The organism is Thermostichus sp. OS-CIW-31, from assembly GCF_054060305.1.
This window is the reverse complement of record NZ_JBSSDA010000008.1, coordinates 97042-116558: the sequence shown is the minus strand read 5'-3', so window position 1 is coordinate 116558 and position 19517 is coordinate 97042. Positions and strand designations below refer to the sequence as shown.

Sequence of the window (19517 nt, the reverse complement as noted above, 5' to 3'; positions counted from 1 at the left end):
CTATGATATAAGAATGCGATTAACAATTCTCCACACTTCGGATCTCCATGCCAATCTACATCCCTGGAACTACTTCACCGGGATCCCTGCGGAGCACGGTTTAGCCAAGCTGGCCACCCTCATCAAGCGCGTGCGAGCAGCCAGTGAGGATCCCGTCCTGCTCATCGACAGCGGCGACACCATTCAGGGATCCCCTTTAGGCAGCTACTATGCGCAGGTGGAGCGCGTCTCTCCCCACCCCTTGGCCCATGCCCTCAACGCCCTAGGCTACGACGCCTTTACCCCTGGCAACCACGACTTTAACTTTGGGCTTCAGGTTCTCCGGGATTTTGTCGGCGATCTCCGCTGTCCGGTGCTCTGTGCCAACATCCTCCGCCAGAATGGGGATCCCCTCTTCCAGCCCTACCTGATCCGGGAATTGGCCGGGGTTCGCGTTGGCTTGCTAGGGCTGACCACCCCCCGCATCGACACCTGGGAGCGCCCGGACTACATCTTGGGCCTACGCTTTGCCCCCCTGCTGGAGACTGCCCGCCACTACCTGTCGCTGCTGCGACCTCAGGTGGATGTCTTGATCTTGATCCTGCACAGCGGCCCCAACCAATTGCCCCCCCTGCGCACCCCTGAGCACTGGCACAACCCGGATCGCTCCGGCTGGTGCAGCAACAAAAGCCTGGCAGGGGAAAACGAACTGTTGGCCCTGGCCGAGCTGGACGGCATTGACGTCATCCTCTCCGGCCATACCCACCAGACCATCGCCGGTCTGGGGGGATCCCCAGCTCTAGTGGTGCAGCCCGGCTATTGGGGCAGCCACCTCTCCCAGGTATCCCTGGAGCTGGAGCGCCAGGGCAGCCGCTGGCAAATCATCAGCAAAAGCGCACAGCTCCTCTCCGCCGAAGGGATCCCTCCCGATCCCGAACTCTTGGCCTTGACAGAGCCCTATCATCAAGCCACCCTGCGCTACATCCGTCAGCCCATTGGCCAAGCCCGTTCTGCCTATAGCGGCGGTCTGGCAGCCCGTCTGGGGGCCAACCCTCTGGCAGAGCTGCTCCATCAGGCCCAATTGCAAGCAGTGCGGGAGGCAGGATTCCCCGCAGAGCTCTCCCTGGTCAACATCTGCAGCAGCGCCGGCCTGTCAGCAGGCCCCATCTCCCTGCAAGATGCCTACAGCCTCACCGTCTACGACAACACCCTCTGCGTTTTGGAGATCACCGGAGATATTCTGCGGCGCGCCCTGGAACAGACTGCCGGCTATTTTCGCCAGTTGGATCCCAATCACCTTCCCGCCGATCCTGCTGCCGTCGTGGCCCCCGAAGCCCGCGGCTACACCTTCGACCTCTACCACGGCATCGACTACTGCTTCGATCTCACCCGCCCCGTAGGAAAGCGCCTGGTGACCTTACAATTCCGCGGACAGCCGGTGGAACCAGCACAGACCTTTCGCCTGGCCATTAACCACTACCGAGCCGGCGGCGGCGGCGGTTACAGCATGTTCCAAGAAGCCCAAACCCTGTGGATCTCAGCCGATAGCATCCGCGACTTTCTGGTCTACTATATTCACACCCACTCCCCCATTCAACCCATCTACAGCCCCAACTGGCGCCTAATCCCCGACTTGGCCAAGATCTACTTCCCCGATTGCCTGGGCCGGCCACGGGAACATCTGCTGGTCGGCTAGGAAAGAAAAGATATTGACTTCAACTGGCTGAAAGAGAACCCGGTAGAATACGATCAACACAGAGCCTGGTTTGGCTGAGTGCAGCGGCGGTTTTGAAACTGCCAAACTGGGGATACCCGAGTCACTGCTCATTGCTAACACTTGCCGACATCGCCCATGACTGCCGAAGAGAAGCAACCGATGGCCCCAGAAGATACCTATCCTGAACTACAGGAAGAAGAGATCGACGTAGAGGCAGAGCTGGAGAAGCTGATTTTGGAAGATAGCGAAGCAGAAGCCGGTACCTCCTCCGGAGAAACCGCAGCTGAGCCTTCTCCAGATCCCGGTGAAGCTCTCAAGCAGCTCCAGCACGAGTTGGAAGTTGTCCGCCAGCAACTCAAAGAGAAAGAAGACGCCTACCTGCGCCTCTACGCCGATTTTGAAAACTACCGGCGGCGTACCCAGCGGGAAAAAGAAGAGTTCAGCCAAAAAGAACGGCAGAAATTTGTGCTGGAGATCTTGCCTGTTGTGGACAGCTTTGAGCGGGCTCAGCAGCAGCTGAAGCTGGAAACCGACCGCGAGCGGGAGTTGCACAACAGCTACCAGAGCGTCTACCGCCTGCTGGTGGAATGCCTGAAGAAGATGGGCGTCTCCCGCATGAAATCGGTGGGCCAGCCCTTCGACCCCAACCTGCACGAAGCCATAGCCCGTCAGCCCAGCCCAGACTATCCCGAGGATGTGGTAGCCATCGAATATCAGCCAGGTTACAAGCTGGGGGACTTGGTGATCCGTCATGCCATGGTGGCCGTCTCGGCGGGCAGCCCCAGCTCTGAACCATCCCCCCCAGCCCAAGCCACCATCGAAGCTGGTCCGGAAAACACGCCCGCCTCTCCCCAAAACCCCCAACCTTCCTAGCCGAACTTGCTCACTTGAACCTTGACAAACAGAGCCAGAGCAGTCTCAGAAACGCTACAGTAAAGCTACGGAGACGAAAGCAACGTCTGAAGGTTTCTGCGGGATTCTGGGCAGAATGCTTTTAAGATCCGTGGAATCGCGTTCTTGGGTTGAGACCTGGCGCACGGGGAGAGGGGGCTATGGGTAAAGTCATCGGGATTGACCTGGGAACCACCAACAGTTGCGTGGCGGTTTTGGAAGGTGGTCAGCCCGTTGTGATCACCAACGCCGAGGGAGGGCGCACCACCCCCAGCATCGTCGGCTTCGCCAAGAACAACACCCGCTTGGTGGGCCAACTGGCCAAGCGCCAGGCGGTTACCAATGCCGAAAACACCATCTTCAGCATCAAACGCTTCATTGGCCGCACCTTTGCCGAGACCGAAGATGAGCGGAGGCGGGTTCCCTACAAAGTCATCCCCGGTCGAGACAACATGGTGGAAGTGGCGGTGCAAGATCGCGCCTACACTCCGCAGGAGATCTCCGCCATGATCCTGCAAAAGCTGAAGGCCGATGCGGAGGCCTATCTGGGGGAGCCGGTGACCCAAGCCGTGATCACCGTTCCCGCCTATTTTACCGATGCCCAGCGGCAGGCCACCAAAGATGCGGGCACCATTGCCGGCCTGGAGGTGCTGCGCATCATCAACGAGCCGACAGCAGCCGCCCTGGCCTATGGCCTAGACAAACAAGATCAAGACCTACGCATTCTGGTTTTCGATTTGGGTGGCGGCACCTTCGATGTCTCGGTGCTGCAACTGGGCAGCGGCGTGTTTGAGGTGCAAGCGACTGCCGGCAACAACCACCTGGGGGGGGATGATTTCGACCAAAGAATTGTCGATTGGCTCATCCGTCAGTTTTTGGAGACGGAAGGGATCGACCTCTCGCGGGATCGCATGGCCCTGCAGCGGATGCGGGAGGCTGCCGAGAAGGCCAAAATTGAGCTGTCCAGCACCCAGGTTACACTCATTAACCTGCCTTTTATCACCGCCGACGATTCGGGGCCCAAGCACCTGGAAGTGGAGCTGACCCGCGGCAAGTTTGAGGAGTTGGTGCGGGATCTGGTGGAGGCCACCGTGGAGCCTACAGAACAGGCGCTGCGGGATGCCGGCCTCTCTCCCCAAGACATCGACCGCGTGCTGCTGGTGGGCGGCTCTACTCGTATTCCCGCTGTCCAGGAGAAAATTCGGCAAATCTTCAAAAAAAACCCAGATCGCTCCGTCAATCCCGACGAGGCGGTGGCCCTTGGCGCTGCCATCCAGGCAGGCGTGGTGGGTGGAGAAGTGAAAGATCTACTGCTGCTGGACGTGATCCCTCTCTCGATTGGGGTGGAAACGCTGGGGGGAGTCTTCACCCGCATCATCGAGCGCAACACCACCATTCCCACCAGTAAAACCCAGATTTTCTCCACTGCCACCGATGGCCAGAGTGTGGTGGAGATTCACGTCCTGCAGGGAGAGCGGGCCATGGCCAAAGACAACAAAACCTTGGGCCGCTTTCAGCTGACCGGGATCCCGCCGGCTCCCCGTGGGGTGCCCCAGATCGAGGTTTCTTTTGACATCGATGCCAACGGGATCTTGAAAGTCTCGGCTCGGGAAAAGGGGACAGGAATCGAGCAGAGCGTCAAGATCACCAACAACGGTGGCTTGAGCAGCAGCGAGATCGAGCGGATGCGTCGGGAAGCGGAGGCCTATGCCGAAGAAGATCAGCGCCGGCGGCAGTTGGTGGAAGCCCGCAACCAGTCAGATAGCCTGCTCTACAACTACGACAAAACCCTGCAGGAGCATGGCAATCGTCTCAGCGAAGCTCGAATCCAGCGGGGGGCTCAAGTGGCGGGCACATTGAGGGCATTGCTGGCAAATGATAACGTAGACTTAGCAACTTTACGGAACGCAATGGAAGAACTGCGGGCTGTCCTGCTGGAGATGGGTAGCGAGATCTATGGAGCTCGCTGAGGATTCTAGGCAACTGCTTGCTCTCCCCCAGCTCCGGTGCCTTGTAGGTCTGCTTCGGTTGTGCTGCCTGACAAGTTGCATCTCAAGTGTGTCTGATGTTTTGATCTTTAACCTCTTCTGAAGCGCTTCTATGGCTCGCGACTACTATGAAATCTTGGGGGTTAGCCGCGATAGCTCCAAAGAGGAGATCAAGCGCGCCTATCGACGGTTGGCTCGTAAGTACCACCCGGATGTCAACAAGGAGCCAGGCGCCGAGGAGCGCTTCAAAGAGATCAACCGTGCCTATGAGGTGCTCTCTGATAATGAGCTAAAAGCTCGCTACGATCGCTTTGGAGAAGCGGGTTTGAGTGGAGCTGCTGCGGCAGCAAGTGGATTCCAGGATTTTGCGGGGATGGGTGGCTTTGCCGACATTTTCGAGAGCTTTTTCACCAACTTTGCGGGGGCAGGAGCCAGCTATGCCCGCAGTCGCCAGGGGCCGGTACGGGGCGATGATCTGCGCTTTGACCTAAAACTGGAGTTTCTGGAAGCCATCTTCGGCGGCGAAAAGCAGATTCGCATCAGCCACTTGGAAGTCTGCAACGTCTGTGGAGGCAGCGGGGCTAAGCCCGGTACGGAGGTGAAAACTTGCCCCACCTGCGGGGGCGGTGGTCAGGTGCGGCGGGCAACCCGCACGCCGTTTGGCAACTTTACCCAGGTCTCGGTTTGTCCCACCTGTGGTGGCAGCGGTCAGGTGTTGGAAGAGCCCTGCTACAACTGCAATGGCGAGGGCTTGGCCCAAACCACGAAGAAACTGCGCATTAACATCCCAGCCGGCGTGGATAGTGGCACCCGTTTGCGGGTTTCTGGGGAAGGCGATGCCGGTCGACGCGGTGGCCCGCCCGGGGATCTCTACGTCTACCTATTCGTGGAACCGGATCCCGACTTCCAGCGAGATGGCCTGACCATTCTCTCGGAGGTGCGGGTGAGCTATTTGCAGGCCATCTTGGGGGCCAAGGTCTCTGTGCCCACCGTGGACTCGAAAGCCGGCCTGGAGGAGGAGGTGGAGCTGACCATCCCAGCCGGATCCCAGCCGGGTACAGTGCTGACCCTGGAGGGCAAGGGGGTACCTCGCATTGGCAACCCGATGTCTCGGGGCGACCACCAAATCACCTTGGTGGTGGAGATCCCCACCCGCATCAGCTCAGAAGAGCGGGAATTGCTCATGCGCCTGGCTGAGCTGCACGGAGAACGCATCAACAAGCGGGATGGTTTCTTGGGCGGGTTGTTGCGGGGGCTGGCCCAGATGCCTGGCAACCGGGAGCGTGAGGAAGAATGACTGCAGAGGCTGTTTCGTCGGAAGAGGTCAAGTTTATCCTTGACCAGCGCGGGATCCCTTGCCCACTCAACTACGTGCGGGCGAAGCTGCGCCTGGAGCGCATGGCTCCTGGAGAACTGCTGGAGCTGTGGCTGGATGCAGGAGAACCCCTGGAGCAGGTGCCCAACAGCCTAGCCATGGCCGGGCATCGGATTGAGGGACAGGCGGCTGCCCCCGAAGGCCATTACATTCTCTGGGTGCGTCGTGGCACGCCTGAGTCGGCATGAGCCCGGTGAAACCAGAAGGAAAGGGGGATCCGGGATCCAGTTGTACCGGCTGGGTGCGCGCAGCGCAGGCCAACTTTTATCGCGTGCGTATCGATCCGAGTTTGGCTGCCCTCTTTCCCGAGATCCCGGCTCGGTTTCCGGCTCAAAAGCCCACCCCGGCAGAGATTCTCTGTACCAGTCGGGCCAAGCTGAAAAAAATGGGTCAGCAGGTGATGGTGGGGGACTGGGTGGAGGTGCGCTTGCCGCCTGCTGCCGCCGACCTCTGGCCGGAGCGGGGGGTGATCGAGGCGATCCTGCCGCGGCGCACTCAGCTGCCTCGACCCGCTATTGCCAACGCGACCCAAGTTCTGGTGGTGGTGGCCCTGGCCGAGCCCGACCCTGAGCCCAACGCCCTCAGTCGTCTGCTGGTGCAAGCCGAGGCCAGCCAACTGCGGGTTCAGGTGGTGTTGAACAAATGCGACTGCGTGGATCCAGAAGTGGCGACAACTTGGGTGGAGCGTCTGCAGAGGTGGGGATATGAGCCTCTGTTGGTCAGTGCCCACACCCAAGCTGGGATCCCCCAGTTGCAACAGTGCTGTCGAGATCAGATCTCGGTGGTGACAGGCCCTTCCGGGGTGGGCAAATCCAGCTTGCTCAATCGGCTGCTGCCGGACGTTCGGCTGGCCACTCAGGCCGTCTCCAGACGTTTGGGCCATGGTCGGCACACCACCCGCCATGTGGAGCTGTTTCCTTTGCCGGAAGGCGGTTGGATCGCCGATTCGCCGGGATTCAATGCTGGCGAAGGGATCCCGCCGGTGCATCCTTTGCAGTTGATACGGTGCTTCCCCGAAGTAAGGGATCGCTTGGGCGCCTGTCAGTTTCGCGATTGCCTGCACCATCGAGAGCCGGGCTGTGGGCTCCGAGATCTGGATTGGGAACGACGGACTTTTTACTTGCAGCTTTTGCAAGAAGTCCAGCAGGTGCAAAAGGCATCGGTGGGCCTTATCCAGCCTGGCCAAGATCCCAGTCTCGCCAGAATTGCGCGAAAGACCCCAATCTGAGGACTATAGTCATTCCAAACTAGATTGAGACACTCCTCAAGCATTCCGTGCAGCTTCTGCGACCACTCCCGGCCCCTCTTCCTTTGGGAGAGGGGAGTTAGGAACCAATACACAATACAACAGAAATGTTTCATTCCTGTCTAAAATGACTATAAAACGACCGTAGAATGTCAGGTGGACCAGATCTTGCGGATGGGCAAGGTGAAGCCCGGCAGCACGTCCTCTCCGGATAGGGTTTCCGGATCTTCGACCAATTCCGGCGCTTGCCCTTGTCGGTAGATCATCACCCGCTTGGCCTTGGGATCCAGCAGCCACCCCAGCCGGCAGCCGTTGTCCATGTATTCTTGCATCTTGGCCTGAGTTTGAATCCAAGAGTCGGTGGGCGAGAGGATCTCCACCACAAAATCGGGGCACAGGGGCAAAAATCCTTGACGGACTGAGGGATCCAAAGCTTCCCACTTTTCAATCGGGATCCAGGCCAAATCAGGGGAGCGGTCGCTGCCTGAAGGCAAGGAAAATCCGGTGGAAGAATCGAAACTTTTCCCTCTGCCCGATTGCCGATTCCAAACATAAACTTCCCCGGCAATTTCAAAGTTAAGATTGCCCGTTTCCCCACCGGTTGGAGACATGATGACCAGTTCTCCTTGGGCAGTACGCTCCAGCTTCAGCTCAGGATTGGCGGCACAAAGCCGGATAAAATCTGCTCGGCTGAGGGTTATCAGGGGAGATAGATTCAGAGTCAGAGCAGCCATGGTAGTGTGACTCCGCCTGTTTTTGGCCTATCGCTCAACATTTTTACTGCAGCTGTTTCCAAGGTTGGGAGAGTTCTGCAATTGCGTGGGATCCCTGTCATGCAAGAGATCCATCAGAGTTGGCTGGGTTAAGGGTGTGGAAAAAAGCTGTATCAGGGATCGTAAATCCGTGAAAGCTACTCATATCAAGCCGACCAGATCTTGCGGATGGGCAAGGTGAAGCCCGGCAGCACGTCCTCTCCTGATAAGGTTTCCGGATCTTCGACCAATTCCGGCGCTTGCCCTTGTCGGTAGATCATCACCCGCTTGGCCTTGGGATCCAGCAGCCACCCCAGCCGACAGCCGTTATCCATGTATTCTTGCATCTTGGCCTGAGTTTGAATCCAAGAGTCGGTGGGCGAGAGGATCTCCACCACAAAATCGGGGCACAAGGGCAAAAATCCTTGACGGACTGAGGGATCCAAAGCTTCCCACTTTTCAATCGGGATCCAGGCCAAATCAGGGGAGCGGTCGCTGCCTGAAGGCAAGGAAAATCCGGTGGAAGAATCAAAGCTTTTCCCTCGGCCCGATTGCCGATTCCAAAGGGTTAAGTCTGTGGTGATTTCGGCATTCCAGTGGCCGGTTTCCCCGCCGGTTGGAGACATGATAACCAATTCTCCTTGAGCGGTACGCTCCAGCTTCAAGTCAGGATTGGCGGCACAAAGCCGAATAAAATCTGCTCGGCTCAGGGTTGTCAGGGGGGATAGATTCAGAGTCAGAGCAACCATGGCAGGCGTTTGGACACTCCTAAACCATTCTTAGAATGAGCCTAATGGGACCTCAGGATTTGCCCTCTGCTCTTAACCAAGCCACATCTTAACTGGGGTGAGGGGCGGGTTTGGTCAGGCCGATCACCTGAGTGTATGCACCGCGGGCCTGGGTTACACCAATGGTGTGCTCAGCTTTTTCGATCATGGGGCGGCGTAAACTGACCACCAAAAACTGCGCCTGACGAGATTGCTGCCAGATCATATTGGCCAATTTTTCCACATTGGCCCCGTCCAAAAACATATCTACTTCATCAAAGGCGTAAAAGCTGGAAGGGCGGAATCGCTGCAGAGCAAAAATAAAGCTGAGGGCTGTCAAGGATTTTTCTCCTCCCGACATGGCGCTGAGACGGCGCACCGGCTTACCTTTGGGGTGGGCCACCAAGGTTAGACCGCCTGCGAAGGGATCCTCTGGGTTTTCCAATTCCAAATGACCATCCCCATCGGAAAGTTGGGCAAAGATGGTTTGAAAATGGCCGTTGACGGCATGAAAGGCATCCAAGAAGGCTTGCCGACGCAGGGTGGAAAAGTTCTCGATGCGCAGCAACAACTCGGTGCGCTCTTGGTGCAGGGTTTCCAGTTTGGCGCTGAGATCCCGCAGGCGAGCTTGGGTCTGTTCGTATTCGGCAATGGCCAGCATGTTTACCGGCTCCAGGGATCGCAATTGCTCTTCGGTTTTGCGTTTTTGCCGTTGCAGCTCGTCTAAGGTCAGGGTGGCGGGCAAGTCCGGCAGCGGATCCGGCAGCTCTTGAACCACCGCTTGCAGTTGGGTTTGCAGTTGGGCCAGCAGAGCCTCTTTTTCCTGTTGTTGGGTGAGGGCGTTGTAGCGTTCCCACTCCAGGCGTTGGATTTGCTGTTGTTGGGCCCGCAATTGGAATTCTTGCCGATCCCGCTCTTGGCGCAGGTGGGAAAGTCGGGCCTCGATCTGGCTCATCTGTTGCCGTTGCTCGGCAAGGTGTTGCTGGATTTGGCCAAGGGTGGCTTGGGCTTGGACGATTTGCTCCTGCAGATAGGCTTGGCGCTGTTTGCTCTCCTGCAGGCGCTCCTGGTGGTGCTGGATTTGGGCCTGTTTCAGGTGTTGTTGGCCGGAGTTCTCCTGCTGTTGCCGCTCCAGTTGGGTCAGTTGCTGCTGCAGCTCTGCCAAGCGACTTTCTTGCTGCTGCACCGCCTGCTGCAGTTGCTGCCAATGCTGGTTCACCGGGGATCCCTCCAGTTGGCTGAGCTTGAGGGCGAGATCGGCTAGGCGCTGTTGCAAGGGATCCCAGCGCAGTTGAATCTGCTGGAGCCGCTGCTGGATCTGGTGGCTTTCGCTTTGCCTTTGCGCCAGGGATCCCTTCAGGTGTTGCAGGCGGGCCTGTTGCTTTTGGCAATCGGCTTGGTGACGCTCCAGATATTGCTGGGCTTGTAAGGCGTCCTGGCGGGCGAGCAGCAGGGCTTGGGCCAGTTGTTTTTCGCGGGCTTGGGCTGCTTGTAGGCGCAGGGTGAGGGCGGCCAGCAGTTCCTCCAGCTCGGCCAAGCGGGAGCGCAAGGCGGCCTCCTCGGAAGGTTCGCTGGCAGAAAAGTGGATCCCAGCTCGCTGGGGGGCGCTGCCGCCGGTCATGGCGCCCGAAGTTTCCAACAGCTCCCCTTCCAGAGTAACCATGCGGTGCTTGCCGATGTGGGGCTGGGCCAGCTCTAGGCTTTGGAAAACCAGGGTGGAGCCGAACACAAAGCCGAAAACATCCCGGTAGCGCTCTTCAAAACGCACCAAACGAATGGCGTAGTCGATCAGGCCGTCCAATTTCAGGGGGCTGGGGGGGCGGGTGGGCTGGAGCTTATTCAAGGGCAAAAAGGTGGCGCGTCCGGCTTTTTCCCGTTTCAAAAAGTTGACAGCGCTCACGGCCACGGTGTCATCCTCCACCACCACAAAGTGCAGCCGGTTGCCTGCTGCAACCTCCAGGGCCAGTTGATACTGGGGATCCACCTGCCCCAACTGGGCCACCAACCCCAAAACCCCCGGCAGACGGGCACTCAGGATGGCTTGGGTCGCTCGGGATCCCTGGGACTCTTGCAACACTTGGCGGCGGGTTTCCCATTTGTCCAGTTGCCGCTGCTTGGCGTGCAGCTCGGCGGCCAGGCGTTCGTGGGTGGCGCGATCCAACTCCAGGCCGGCCTGCAGTTGGGCCAGCTCTTGGGCCAAAGTTTGAACCTGAGCTTCCGACTGTCGGCAAGTGTGTTCCAGCTCGGCGGTGAGGGCCAGGTGGGATCCCAGCCACGCCTCGATCTGGGCAATCTCCGCTTGGATCTCTTGGCTTTGTCGTTCCAGTTGCCGTTGTCGCTCTTGCAGGCGAATTTGCTCCTGTTGGAGAGGCTCCTGTTCAGCGCGGAGTTCCTCAATGTGGCGGGTGAGGTAGCGCTGCTGTTTCACCCAGGCATCAGCGGATTGGGCTAGGGCGCGCAGCTGTTCGCGGCTCTGTTCCAGGCTGGTTTGGGCTTTCCGAACCTGGGCCTGCAGGGATCCCTGGGCTTGGGCCAGTTGCTCCTGTTGGCTGTGCAGGTGTTCCAGCTCCGCCTGCAGATGCTGCTGTTGGGCTTGGCACTCCTGATGTAGGCGCTGCGCTTGCTGGATCTCCTGCTGCCAGGCTGCGATCTGTCGGCTGACCTGTTGCCGCTGTGCTTCGGCGGCGGCGATTTGGGCTTGCAGGTGCAGGTATTCCTCCTCTCCAAGAGCATGGATGCGGCTTTGCAACTCGGTCAGGGCGGCTTCGGCTTGCTGCAAATGCTCGCTCAAGGTCTGCACCTGAGCGGTGGCCTGCTCCTGAGCCTCCAGAAGCTGCTGAATGGCCGCCTGGGTTTCTTCCACTTGGGCCTGCAAATGCCGCCAAAGCAACACCTGTTGCTGCTGCTCCAGCGTTTGCAACTGCAGCCGCAGTTGCTGATAGTGTTGGGCCTTTTCGCTCTCTCTGAGCAGCCGCTCTCCTTGAGCTTGCCATTCTTGTTCGATGAGCCGAAAGCGCTCAATTTGTTCCCGTACCGCCTCCAGCTTGCTGTTGGCCTGGGCGATCTTGCGGTCGAAGGTGGCCACCCCCGCCAATTCGTCGATGATCTGCCGCCGTTCCTTGGGGTGCATGGAAATGATGCTGGTGACATCCCCCTGTAAAACGACGTTGTAGCCGTTGGGGTAGATGTGCATCGCCTCCAGTTGTTCGTGCAGCTCGCTCAGGGTACAGGGCACATCGTTGATGTAGAAAGTGCTGGTGTAGGGGAGAGAATCCGTCCCGCTATCGCGAGTGGGATCCTCAGCCTTTCCGGGCTTGACCCGCAGCCGGCGACTGACTTTCCATTCCCTGGGCTGACCATCTTCTCCCGGCCCCAGCTCAAAGGTGACGGAAACATGGGTTTCCACCTGCCGATTGCCGTTGAGGCTGCCGGAATGCACCAGATCCAAAAGCCTCTCTGCCCGCATCCCCCGCGAGGACGATAAACCCAGCGCGAACAGGATCCCATCCAGGATGTTGGACTTGCCGGAGCCATTGGGGCCGGAAATGACCGTAAAGCCCGGCAGCAGGGGCAACGAGGTGGTGCTGCCAAACGACTTAAATCGGGTCAGCTCAATCCGCTTGATGTACATCACACCCCACATCTAGCGTGGCCACCAGCATATGATGGCAACAGGCTAGCATGGGTAGCAAAAACCTGTGCAGCCTAGGTCTCTAGGACAGCCTGGGGTCCGCATCTGTGCTGACGAGCAGGTCGGCCTTTTGGAGAAGACGATGCACCTCCGCCCTCAGCTCCGGCCAGCGGTAGGTCAGTAAGTTTGCCTTGGAGATAAACAGCAGCCGGTATCCGGGTTTCAGGTTTGGGCACAGAGGGCGCAAGATTTCTCGCAACTGGCGTCGCAGCCGATTCCGTTTTACGGCAGATTTGCTCACCTTTCTGCCGATCACCAGTCCCACCTGGCTGGGGATCCCTTCGCACCCCACCGGCATCGGCTGAAACAGCAGGGTTAAGCCTGCACCGGAACGACGTTGGCCTCCCTGGTAGAGCGCCTGAAAAGCTCGTCGATCCCGCAATCGATGAGGAGCAGGCAACATTGGGCACCGAGGAGAGTCTGCCCCAGAAGTCAGCGAGTTTTGGGCTGCAACGCTCCAAAAAACCAAGACAAATCAAATCTCTGACCAAAGGGCTTAGGAAACCGCCAGGCGATAACGCCCCTTGGCCCGCCGTCGCCGCAAGACCTGACGCCCAGTTGCCGTTCGCATTCTGGCCCGAAACCCAGAAACCCGAATGCGTCTGCGATTGGTGCCACGAAGGGTACGCTGAGTCATGGTGAGAAGCCAACCAATGAAGCCAAGATCATCTGCCAGAGCTGACCAGACTGCCATTCAGCCTGCTGGCAACTGATCACAGGTGGTTAATCTTAGCAGACTCAATGGAAAATTGCTAGATTGGCCACCCCGCGCCGAGCAGTTAAATTGGGAATCCCGAAGCTCCTGTCGAGGAAGCCGCCGCTGTTTCCTCTGGGCTTCTGCTGTGTCGCTCTGAGTGTGTGGTGTGGATATTTCCCTGGATCAGCTCTGGGATGAAGCCCTGTGTCATCTGCAGGTGCAGCTCAGCCGCCCAACCTTTGAGGCTTGGATCAAAACGGCGCGGGCTGAATCGTTGGTGGACAACCGCCTCACCATCTGTACCCCCAGCGAATGGGCGCGGGGCTGGCTGCAAAAGCACTACGCCTCCACCATCACCGAGGTGGTGCAGCGGGTAGCCGGGATCCCTTTGCAGGTGGAGTTTTCCGTTTCCCCCCATGCTCCGGTCGAGGAAGAACCTCCTTCAAGAACCATTTCCCCAACATCGGGCAGAGCCGGCAGCTTACCTGCCTCCACCACCCTAGGACTGGAAGTCGGCGGCAGCCTGCCCATGCGGGCGCCGGATCTCAACCCCAAGTATTCCTTCTCACGGTTTGTGGTCGGCCCCAACAACCGCATGGCCCACGCAGCGGCCTTGGCCGTAGCAGACAAGCCCGGACGCGCCTACAACCCCCTGTTTCTCTGCGGCGGGGTAGGGCTGGGCAAAACCCACCTGATGCAGGCCATTGGCCACTACCAGCTAGAGGCAAATCCACAGGCCAAAGTCTTTTACGTGTCCACCGAACGGTTTACCAACGATTTAATCGATGCCATCCGGCGAGACAGCATGCAGTCTTTCCGGGAGCACTATCGAGATGTAGATATTTTATTGGTGGACGACATTCAATTTATCGAAGGCAAAGAGTACACTCAAGAGGAGTTTTTTCACACCTTTAACACCCTGCACGAGTCCGGCAAGCAGATTGTGCTGGCCGCCGACCGTTCCCCCCATTTGATCCCTCGTCTGCAGGAACGTCTCTGTTCTCGGTTTTCGATGGGCCTGATTGCCGAAATTCAATCGCCGGATATCGAAACCCGCATGGCCATTCTGAAGAAGAAAGCCGAGTACGAGGGAATGAACTTGCCCGCAGAGGTGATCGAGTACATTGCCACCACCTACACCAGCAACATCCGCGAGCTGGAAGGTGCCCTGATCCGCGCCGTCGCCTATGTTTCCATTTCTGGCTTGCCGATGAGCGTGGAGACGATTCAGCCCATCCTCAATCCCCCCAGCGAGCCGAAAGAGATCACCGCCGACATGATTACCGATGTGGTCTGTGAAGAATTCGGCATCGACCGAGACAGTTTACTGGGATCCTCCCGCAAGCGCGACATCAGCCAAGCACGGCAAATTGCCATGTTCTTGATGCGCCACTACACCAACCTCAGCCTGCCCAAAATTGGCGACTACTTTGGGGGAAAAGATCACACCACCGTCCTCTATAGCTGTGAGAAAGTCAGTCAGCTACAGCGGCAAAGTCTGCAATTTGAACGGCAACTGCAAAAATTGGTCGAGCGCTTGCGGGTGGTTGCCAACAGCCGGAGCAGCTAGGCTTTCTGTTGTCGCTGGGCCGTCTTTGAGGTGTTGTTGCCGCTCTGTGGAGCACCTCCAGCCTTGCCCGTCTGCGTGGAGAATCCCTCGGAAAGCGGCTACAGTAGGGACGCGATGCATGGGGTTGCAGGCGGTGAGACAGTCTGGCAAAGGGCTTCCCCTGGGTATGCTGCTCCTCTGGGCTGGACTGGTGCCTGGGTGGCCAGTTTGGGCCAATTCCACGCAAGCCAGCATTCAGGATCCGGCGCCAGCCACGCTCTCAGCCGCTTTGGATTTGGGCTTGGATAGCCAACTTTTGGAAGACAGCCCCGTGTTGCGCCGCTGGCTGCAAAACCCGCCCCATCTCCTGGAAGAAATCCGCAACACGCCCGTCTTGCCCACCCGCTTGCAGGCCGGTTTCGAGTCCTCTTCTCACTGGCGAATCAGCCTGCAGGATTTGCGCCTGGGAGATCGCCTCACCCTCAGTGGTGACTATCGCCAATCTTCCGAACATCCCGAAGTGCGCCAGTACGGGTCGGAAATGCGTTACTTTCTGGCCCCCATGGGATCCCGTTTTAATCTGGCGCCACAACTGGGGTATCGGGCTTTGGAACAAAAGAACCGCAGCCTCAGTGGAGTTAGCTATGGGGCTTTTGCTGTTTTGGCCTTGGCTCCCGGAGCTGCAGATTTGACCGGTAGCTACAGTTGGGTTGCCCCCCAGGAGCCGGAAGAAGGACAGGCCACCCTGGCGGAGCTCACTGCTGCCTACGCCATTAGCCCTTCCTTTCGTCTTTCTGCTCGCTATAGCCTGCGCAACTCGACCCTGGATCGGGAGTTTAGCTTTGGCGTTGGGCTGGAGTGGATCCCATAGAGTGCGCCCTCACTCCTAGTCTCTCTCTTGGTGGAAGAGGGGAGCCAGGGATCGGCATGACTTGGATTGGGGTAATGGCTCCGACATCGACTCGATGGCCACTGCACAACTTAACCCGGCCAAGATCAGAGGCGCACCGCCCGCACAAAGGCCACCCAACCCAAGCTGAGATAACGCTCCAACTGCAGCCCCACCTGTTGAAGGTGCTCGCGCAACTGGGTTTCTGAGAAAAAATGAAGGCCGGTGGCTTCCAGCCATTGCTGCACCATCTGCCCCCATCCCTGGACCTGCTGGCTGTGCATCGAGACAAAGGCTCCTCCCGGTCTCAACACACGGGCAATTTCCCGCAAACAGGGATCCAAAGGCAATTCGTTCAAGGTGGCCCCGCTGATCACCGCCCCAAAAGTTCCAGAGGCGAGGGGAAGCTGTTCGGCTCGGGCCCGCATCAGGCTGTAGTGCTGCCAGTGGGGCTGTGCCTGTTGAGCGGCTTCCGCCAATACCCCTGCTGCATTGTCCAGGCCGATCACCGTCCGTTGTGGATCCTTGGCCAGGAGCAAGCGGCTCCAGTACCCCCCGGCAGTGCCCAAATCCAAGATGGGATCCCCCTCCCCCACCAACTCGGCCAGCAGTTGACTCTCCCGCTCGCTCCCAAAGCTCTCTCCCGTCAGCAGCGACAGGGCCCAGGGCCGCCAGAGGCGATCGTAGCCCCAGGCGAACCCAGGCAGATGGGCAATGGCTTGGGCCGGGGTGAGATGCAGGTCCGATGAGCTGCCGATAAAATCCACAGCCCCAGAAGCGGTGATGGGGTAAATTTGGCCACAACTGGGACAATAAACCCGATCTGCCACGGATCCCTGTTCCCGCCCTGGTGCTTGGGTCAGCCCTTCCCGACCGCAGCTCAGGCAGCGATAGAGGTGAACCGGCAAAGCAGAGAGCGAAGAGAGCATGCGACAGCCCAACGCAACCCAAAACTCGCGAGGAAAAGGGGGCAGCTGCCGGGATCCAGCCCCAACAACCCCCCCAGTTGTCTATCTGGCAATGGAGATGGGATCCCTTAGACCAGCTTTGGACTCCGTCCCGCTTCCGCAAGTGGACTGGGTAGGCCGACCTTCTCCGGGATGGGCACATACTCCGAGACAATCGCCCGGAATTCGTCGCCATCCAGGGTTTCCCGTTCCACCAAGGTATCGGCCAATCGATCCAGCAGAGGGCGGTGCTCCAGCAAAATCTGCTTGGCTTTCTGGTAACAGCTCTCCAGGATCTGCCGCACCTGGCGGTCGATCTTGGCGGCCACATCCTCCGAGTACTCGACGCGGTTCATCCAGCCGCCGCCCAAGAATACCTCGTTGTTGGGGGGATCCAGCATCAAGGGCCCCAGCTCAGACATGCCAAAGCGGGTCACCATCTGCCGCACCAGATTCGTGTTCTGCTGCAGGTCGTTGCTGGCTCCGGTGGTCACTTCCGAGTAGCCGAAGACGATCTCTTCGGCCGCCCGACCGCCAAAGCCCACCACCACCCGATCCAGCAGCCAAGCGCGGCTGTACATGCCGGAGTCGATCTGCTCCTCGTTGGGCAGTTGCTGGGCAAAGCCACCTGCGCCGCCGGAACGGGGGATGATGGTCACCTTGTTCAAGGGATCTGCATGGGGCAGCAGCGTCATCAACAGGGCATGGCCACACTCGTGGTAGGCGATCAGGCGCTTGCTCTTGCCGTCCAGAAGCGGCGGCTTGGTCAGGCCAATGGTGATGCGGTCAATGGCGTCCTCAATGTCTTGGTTGGTGATGGCCATGCGCTGACGGCGGGCCGCCAAAATGGCCGCTTCATTGAGCAGGTTGGCAAGATCCGCGCCGGCAAAGCCGGGGGTACGGCGGGCAATCGCCTCCAGGCTGACCTCTTCCGCCAGCTTCTTGTTGCGGGCATGCACCCGCAAGATCTCGTAGCGCCCCTTGAAACTGGGCCGATCCACCGTAACCTGGCGGTCGAAGCGGCCCGGACGCAAGAGAGCGGCATCCAACACATCAGGGCGGTTGGTGGCGGCAATCACGATAATGCCGGTGTTGCCCTCAAAGCCGTCCATCTCGGTGAGCAACTGGTTCAGGGTTTGCTCGCGTTCGTCGTTGCCCCCGCCGATGCCAGCCCCCCGCTGCCGGCCCACCGCGTCGATCTCGTCGATGAAGACGATGCAGGGCGCATTCTCCTTGGCCTTCTTGAAGAGATCCCGTACGCGAGAGGCGCCCACCCCGACAAACATTTCCACAAACTCAGAGCCGGACAGGCTAAAGAAAGGCACTCCTGCCTCGCCGGCAATGGCCTTGGCCAGAAGGGTTTTGCCCGTCCCCGGCGGCCCCACCAACAACACACCCTTGGGGATCTTGGCCCCAACAGCGGTGAAGCGCTCCGGCTTCTTCAAGAAGGTAACCACCTCTTGCAATTCTTCTTTGGCCTCTTCGATGCCGGCCACATCGTCGAACTTAACGCCGGTTTTGGCTTCCATCTGAAAGCGGGCCCGCGATTTGCCGAAGTTCATTGCCTGCCCAGGGCCGCCCGCTCCAGCACCGGCACGCCGCAGGAAAAAGAACAACCCTCCCAACAGCAACAGCGGGATCACCAGGTTGCCTAGAAGCGCCCAAAAGGCGCTGCCATTGCGGGTGGGTACCACGCCCACTTCGATCCCCTGCTCGGTGAGGCGGTCCACCAGTTGCGGTACGGTGTTGGGCAGCAGGTTCACTCGGTAGCGGGTGGAATGCTGGGTCTGGGGATCCACAGCCGTAACTTCAGCTACCAGATTGTTGTCCGTGAGGCGCACATCCGTAACCCGCCCCTCCTCGACGTAGCGCAAAAAGCGATCGTAGGTGAGGGCCGAGGCCAAAGCTGCATGGGCGGGTGCAGGCTGCAGCACCAGGCCGGATCCCTGCCAGAGACAAAAGCCCAGCAGGAGGGCGATCAGCCAGCGCTGGGGAGATAGAGGCTTGTTCATAGGGAAGAGAACGCTCGGTTATTAAAAGTCCTTTAACAAACTTAACCTGTCCCTCCTGGAAGGCACAACCCTACCCCCGCAAGGATGAGCTCCTGAGGGATCCCTGCCCCATCCGATGCCCGCCACAAGCCTGCAGTTAGGCCGAGCCGGGGGATCCCAGACCATCCAGCCCATAGACGCACCGCCACATGGAGTCAGCCAGAGCAGCGGGCATGAGCCGCATCAGCCCCAACGCCACCTTGCCCCCTGTGAAAGCGGTGTAGCGGTCGGAAGGGTGAGGATCGGTCATCGCCCTCAGGATCGGCTCCACCACCTTCTCCACCGGCCAGGCCATTTTGCTGAACGAGCTGGCCAGCTCGGCAGTCTTGTCCAAGATCGCCTTGTAGGGGCCATTGGGGTTGACAACAGCGGCAAAGGTTTCTTCCGCCACGCGGCCAAACTCGGTGGCCACCGGCCCCGGCTCGATCAAGATAACCTTGATGCCGAAGGGGGCCACTTCCACCCGCAGGGCGTCGCTGAGGGCTTCGACAGCAAACTTGGTGGCGCTGTAAACGCCGCTGAAAGGCATGGACATCTGGCCGGCCACCGAGCTGAGGTTGAGGATGCGGCCACTGCCCCGTTCCCGCATTTGGGGCAAGAGGGCACGGGTGAGGGCGTGCAAGCCAAATACATTCACCTCAAACTGGCGCCGCATGGCCGCCACATCCACCTCTTCCACCGGCCCCATCTGGCCATAGCCGGCGTTGTTCACCAGGATATCCACCCGGCCAAAATGATCCAGAGCCTTTTGGGCCAGTGCCTCCACCTGGGCCGTATCGGCCATGTCGGTGGGCACCACCAGCGCCTCCGCCCCCCGACTTTCCACCAAGTCCTTGACGTTTCGCAGCAGCCCTTCCCGGCGGGCCGCCAGCACCAAGCGAGCCCCGCGTTTGGCCGCCTCCAGAGCGACGGCTTCCCCAATTCCAGCAGAGGCGCCGGTAATCAGCACCACTTGATTGGCAAGTGAAGGCATGGTTT

Annotated in this window: 16 protein-coding genes; 8 read left to right on the top strand and 8 right to left on the bottom strand. The window is 59.2% G+C overall.

The annotated features are described in order from the left end of the window. Window positions 1-13 precede the first annotated feature (13 nt). From ACVWY9_RS06765 to rsgA, 6 genes are all read left to right on the top strand, one after another. Window positions 14-1675 carry a bifunctional metallophosphatase/5'-nucleotidase gene (locus ACVWY9_RS06765; protein WP_457387870.1) on the top strand — a complete coding sequence of 554 codons (1662 nt, stop codon included), beginning with the start codon at window positions 14-16 and terminating at the stop codon, window positions 1673-1675. Window positions 1676-1816: 141 nt separating this feature from the next. Beyond that, entirely contained in the window at window positions 1817-2569 is a 753-nt protein-coding gene (grpE, locus tag ACVWY9_RS06760; protein WP_457387869.1) for a nucleotide exchange factor GrpE, read from the top strand. Between the two features lie 179 nt (window positions 2570-2748). Then, window positions 2749-4557 carry a molecular chaperone DnaK gene (gene dnaK / locus ACVWY9_RS06755; protein ID WP_457387868.1) on the top strand — a complete coding sequence of 603 codons (1809 nt, stop codon included), beginning with the start codon at window positions 2749-2751 and terminating at the stop codon, window positions 4555-4557. A gap of 130 nt (window positions 4558-4687) precedes the next feature. Then, entirely contained in the window at window positions 4688-5872 is a 1185-nt protein-coding gene (gene dnaJ / locus ACVWY9_RS06750) for a molecular chaperone DnaJ (RefSeq protein WP_414329167.1), read from the top strand. After that, on the top strand, window positions 5869-6138 hold the full coding sequence (locus ACVWY9_RS06745; protein ID WP_457387867.1) for a sulfurtransferase TusA family protein: 270 nt from the start codon (window positions 5869-5871) through the stop codon (window positions 6136-6138). Before dnaJ ends, ACVWY9_RS06745 begins: the two co-directional genes overlap by 4 nt. Continuing rightward, window positions 6135-7178, top strand: coding sequence for a ribosome small subunit-dependent GTPase A (rsgA, locus tag ACVWY9_RS06740; protein WP_457387866.1), 1044 nt, complete (start codon window positions 6135-6137; stop codon window positions 7176-7178). The genes ACVWY9_RS06745 and rsgA overlap by 4 nt, the downstream gene beginning before the upstream one ends. Window positions 7179-7348: 170 nt before the next feature. On the opposite strand, the gene ACVWY9_RS06735 is transcribed toward rsgA, so the two are convergent. The 5 genes from ACVWY9_RS06735 to rpmH all read right to left on the bottom strand — a co-directional run bounded on the left by ACVWY9_RS06735 (window position 7349) and on the right by rpmH (window position 13043). After that, complete coding sequence (locus ACVWY9_RS06735) at window positions 7349-7930, bottom strand: Uma2 family endonuclease (RefSeq protein WP_414382545.1); 582 nt, start codon at window positions 7928-7930, stop codon at window positions 7349-7351. A 185-nt stretch (window positions 7931-8115) separates the two neighbouring features. Continuing rightward, window positions 8116-8697, bottom strand: coding sequence for a Uma2 family endonuclease (locus ACVWY9_RS06730; protein ID WP_011434474.1), 582 nt, complete (start codon window positions 8695-8697; stop codon window positions 8116-8118). A gap of 88 nt (window positions 8698-8785) precedes the next feature. Next, on the bottom strand, window positions 8786-12346 hold the full coding sequence (gene smc / locus ACVWY9_RS06725) for a chromosome segregation protein SMC (RefSeq protein WP_457387865.1): 3561 nt from the start codon (window positions 12344-12346) through the stop codon (window positions 8786-8788). Window positions 12347-12428: 82 nt separating this feature from the next. Then, window positions 12429-12809 carry a ribonuclease P protein component gene (gene rnpA / locus ACVWY9_RS06720; RefSeq protein ID WP_457387864.1) on the bottom strand — a complete coding sequence of 127 codons (381 nt, stop codon included), beginning with the start codon at window positions 12807-12809 and terminating at the stop codon, window positions 12429-12431. A gap of 93 nt (window positions 12810-12902) precedes the next feature. Beyond that, on the bottom strand, window positions 12903-13043 hold the full coding sequence (gene rpmH / locus ACVWY9_RS06715; RefSeq protein WP_011434477.1) for a 50S ribosomal protein L34: 141 nt from the start codon (window positions 13041-13043) through the stop codon (window positions 12903-12905). Between the two features lie 226 nt (window positions 13044-13269). Here rpmH and dnaA point away from each other — a divergent pair, with 226 nt between their 5' ends. Continuing rightward, window positions 13270-14673: a chromosomal replication initiator protein DnaA gene (gene dnaA / locus ACVWY9_RS06710; protein ID WP_457387863.1), complete on the top strand. Its 1404-nt coding sequence runs from the start codon at window positions 13270-13272 to the stop codon at window positions 14671-14673. Between the two features lie 166 nt (window positions 14674-14839). After that, a complete protein-coding gene (locus tag ACVWY9_RS06705; RefSeq protein ID WP_457387862.1) occupies window positions 14840-15523 on the top strand; it encodes a hypothetical protein in 684 nt (227 codons plus the stop codon). Between the two features lie 125 nt (window positions 15524-15648). Here ACVWY9_RS06705 and ACVWY9_RS06700 read toward each other — a convergent pair whose 3' ends face one another. The 3 genes from ACVWY9_RS06700 to ACVWY9_RS06690 form a co-directional block, all read right to left on the bottom strand. Then, the gene (locus tag ACVWY9_RS06700; protein ID WP_457387861.1) at window positions 15649-16470 is read right to left on the bottom strand and encodes a class I SAM-dependent methyltransferase; all 822 of its coding nucleotides are present in this window, start codon (window positions 16468-16470) and stop codon (window positions 15649-15651) included. 107 nt (window positions 16471-16577) lie between these two features. Next, on the bottom strand, window positions 16578-18500 hold the full coding sequence (gene ftsH / locus ACVWY9_RS06695; protein WP_457387860.1) for an ATP-dependent zinc metalloprotease FtsH: 1923 nt from the start codon (window positions 18498-18500) through the stop codon (window positions 16578-16580). A 136-nt stretch (window positions 18501-18636) separates the two neighbouring features. Next, window positions 18637-19512, bottom strand: coding sequence for an SDR family NAD(P)-dependent oxidoreductase (locus ACVWY9_RS06690; RefSeq protein ID WP_457387859.1), 876 nt, complete (start codon window positions 19510-19512; stop codon window positions 18637-18639). Window positions 19513-19517 lie beyond the last annotated feature (5 nt).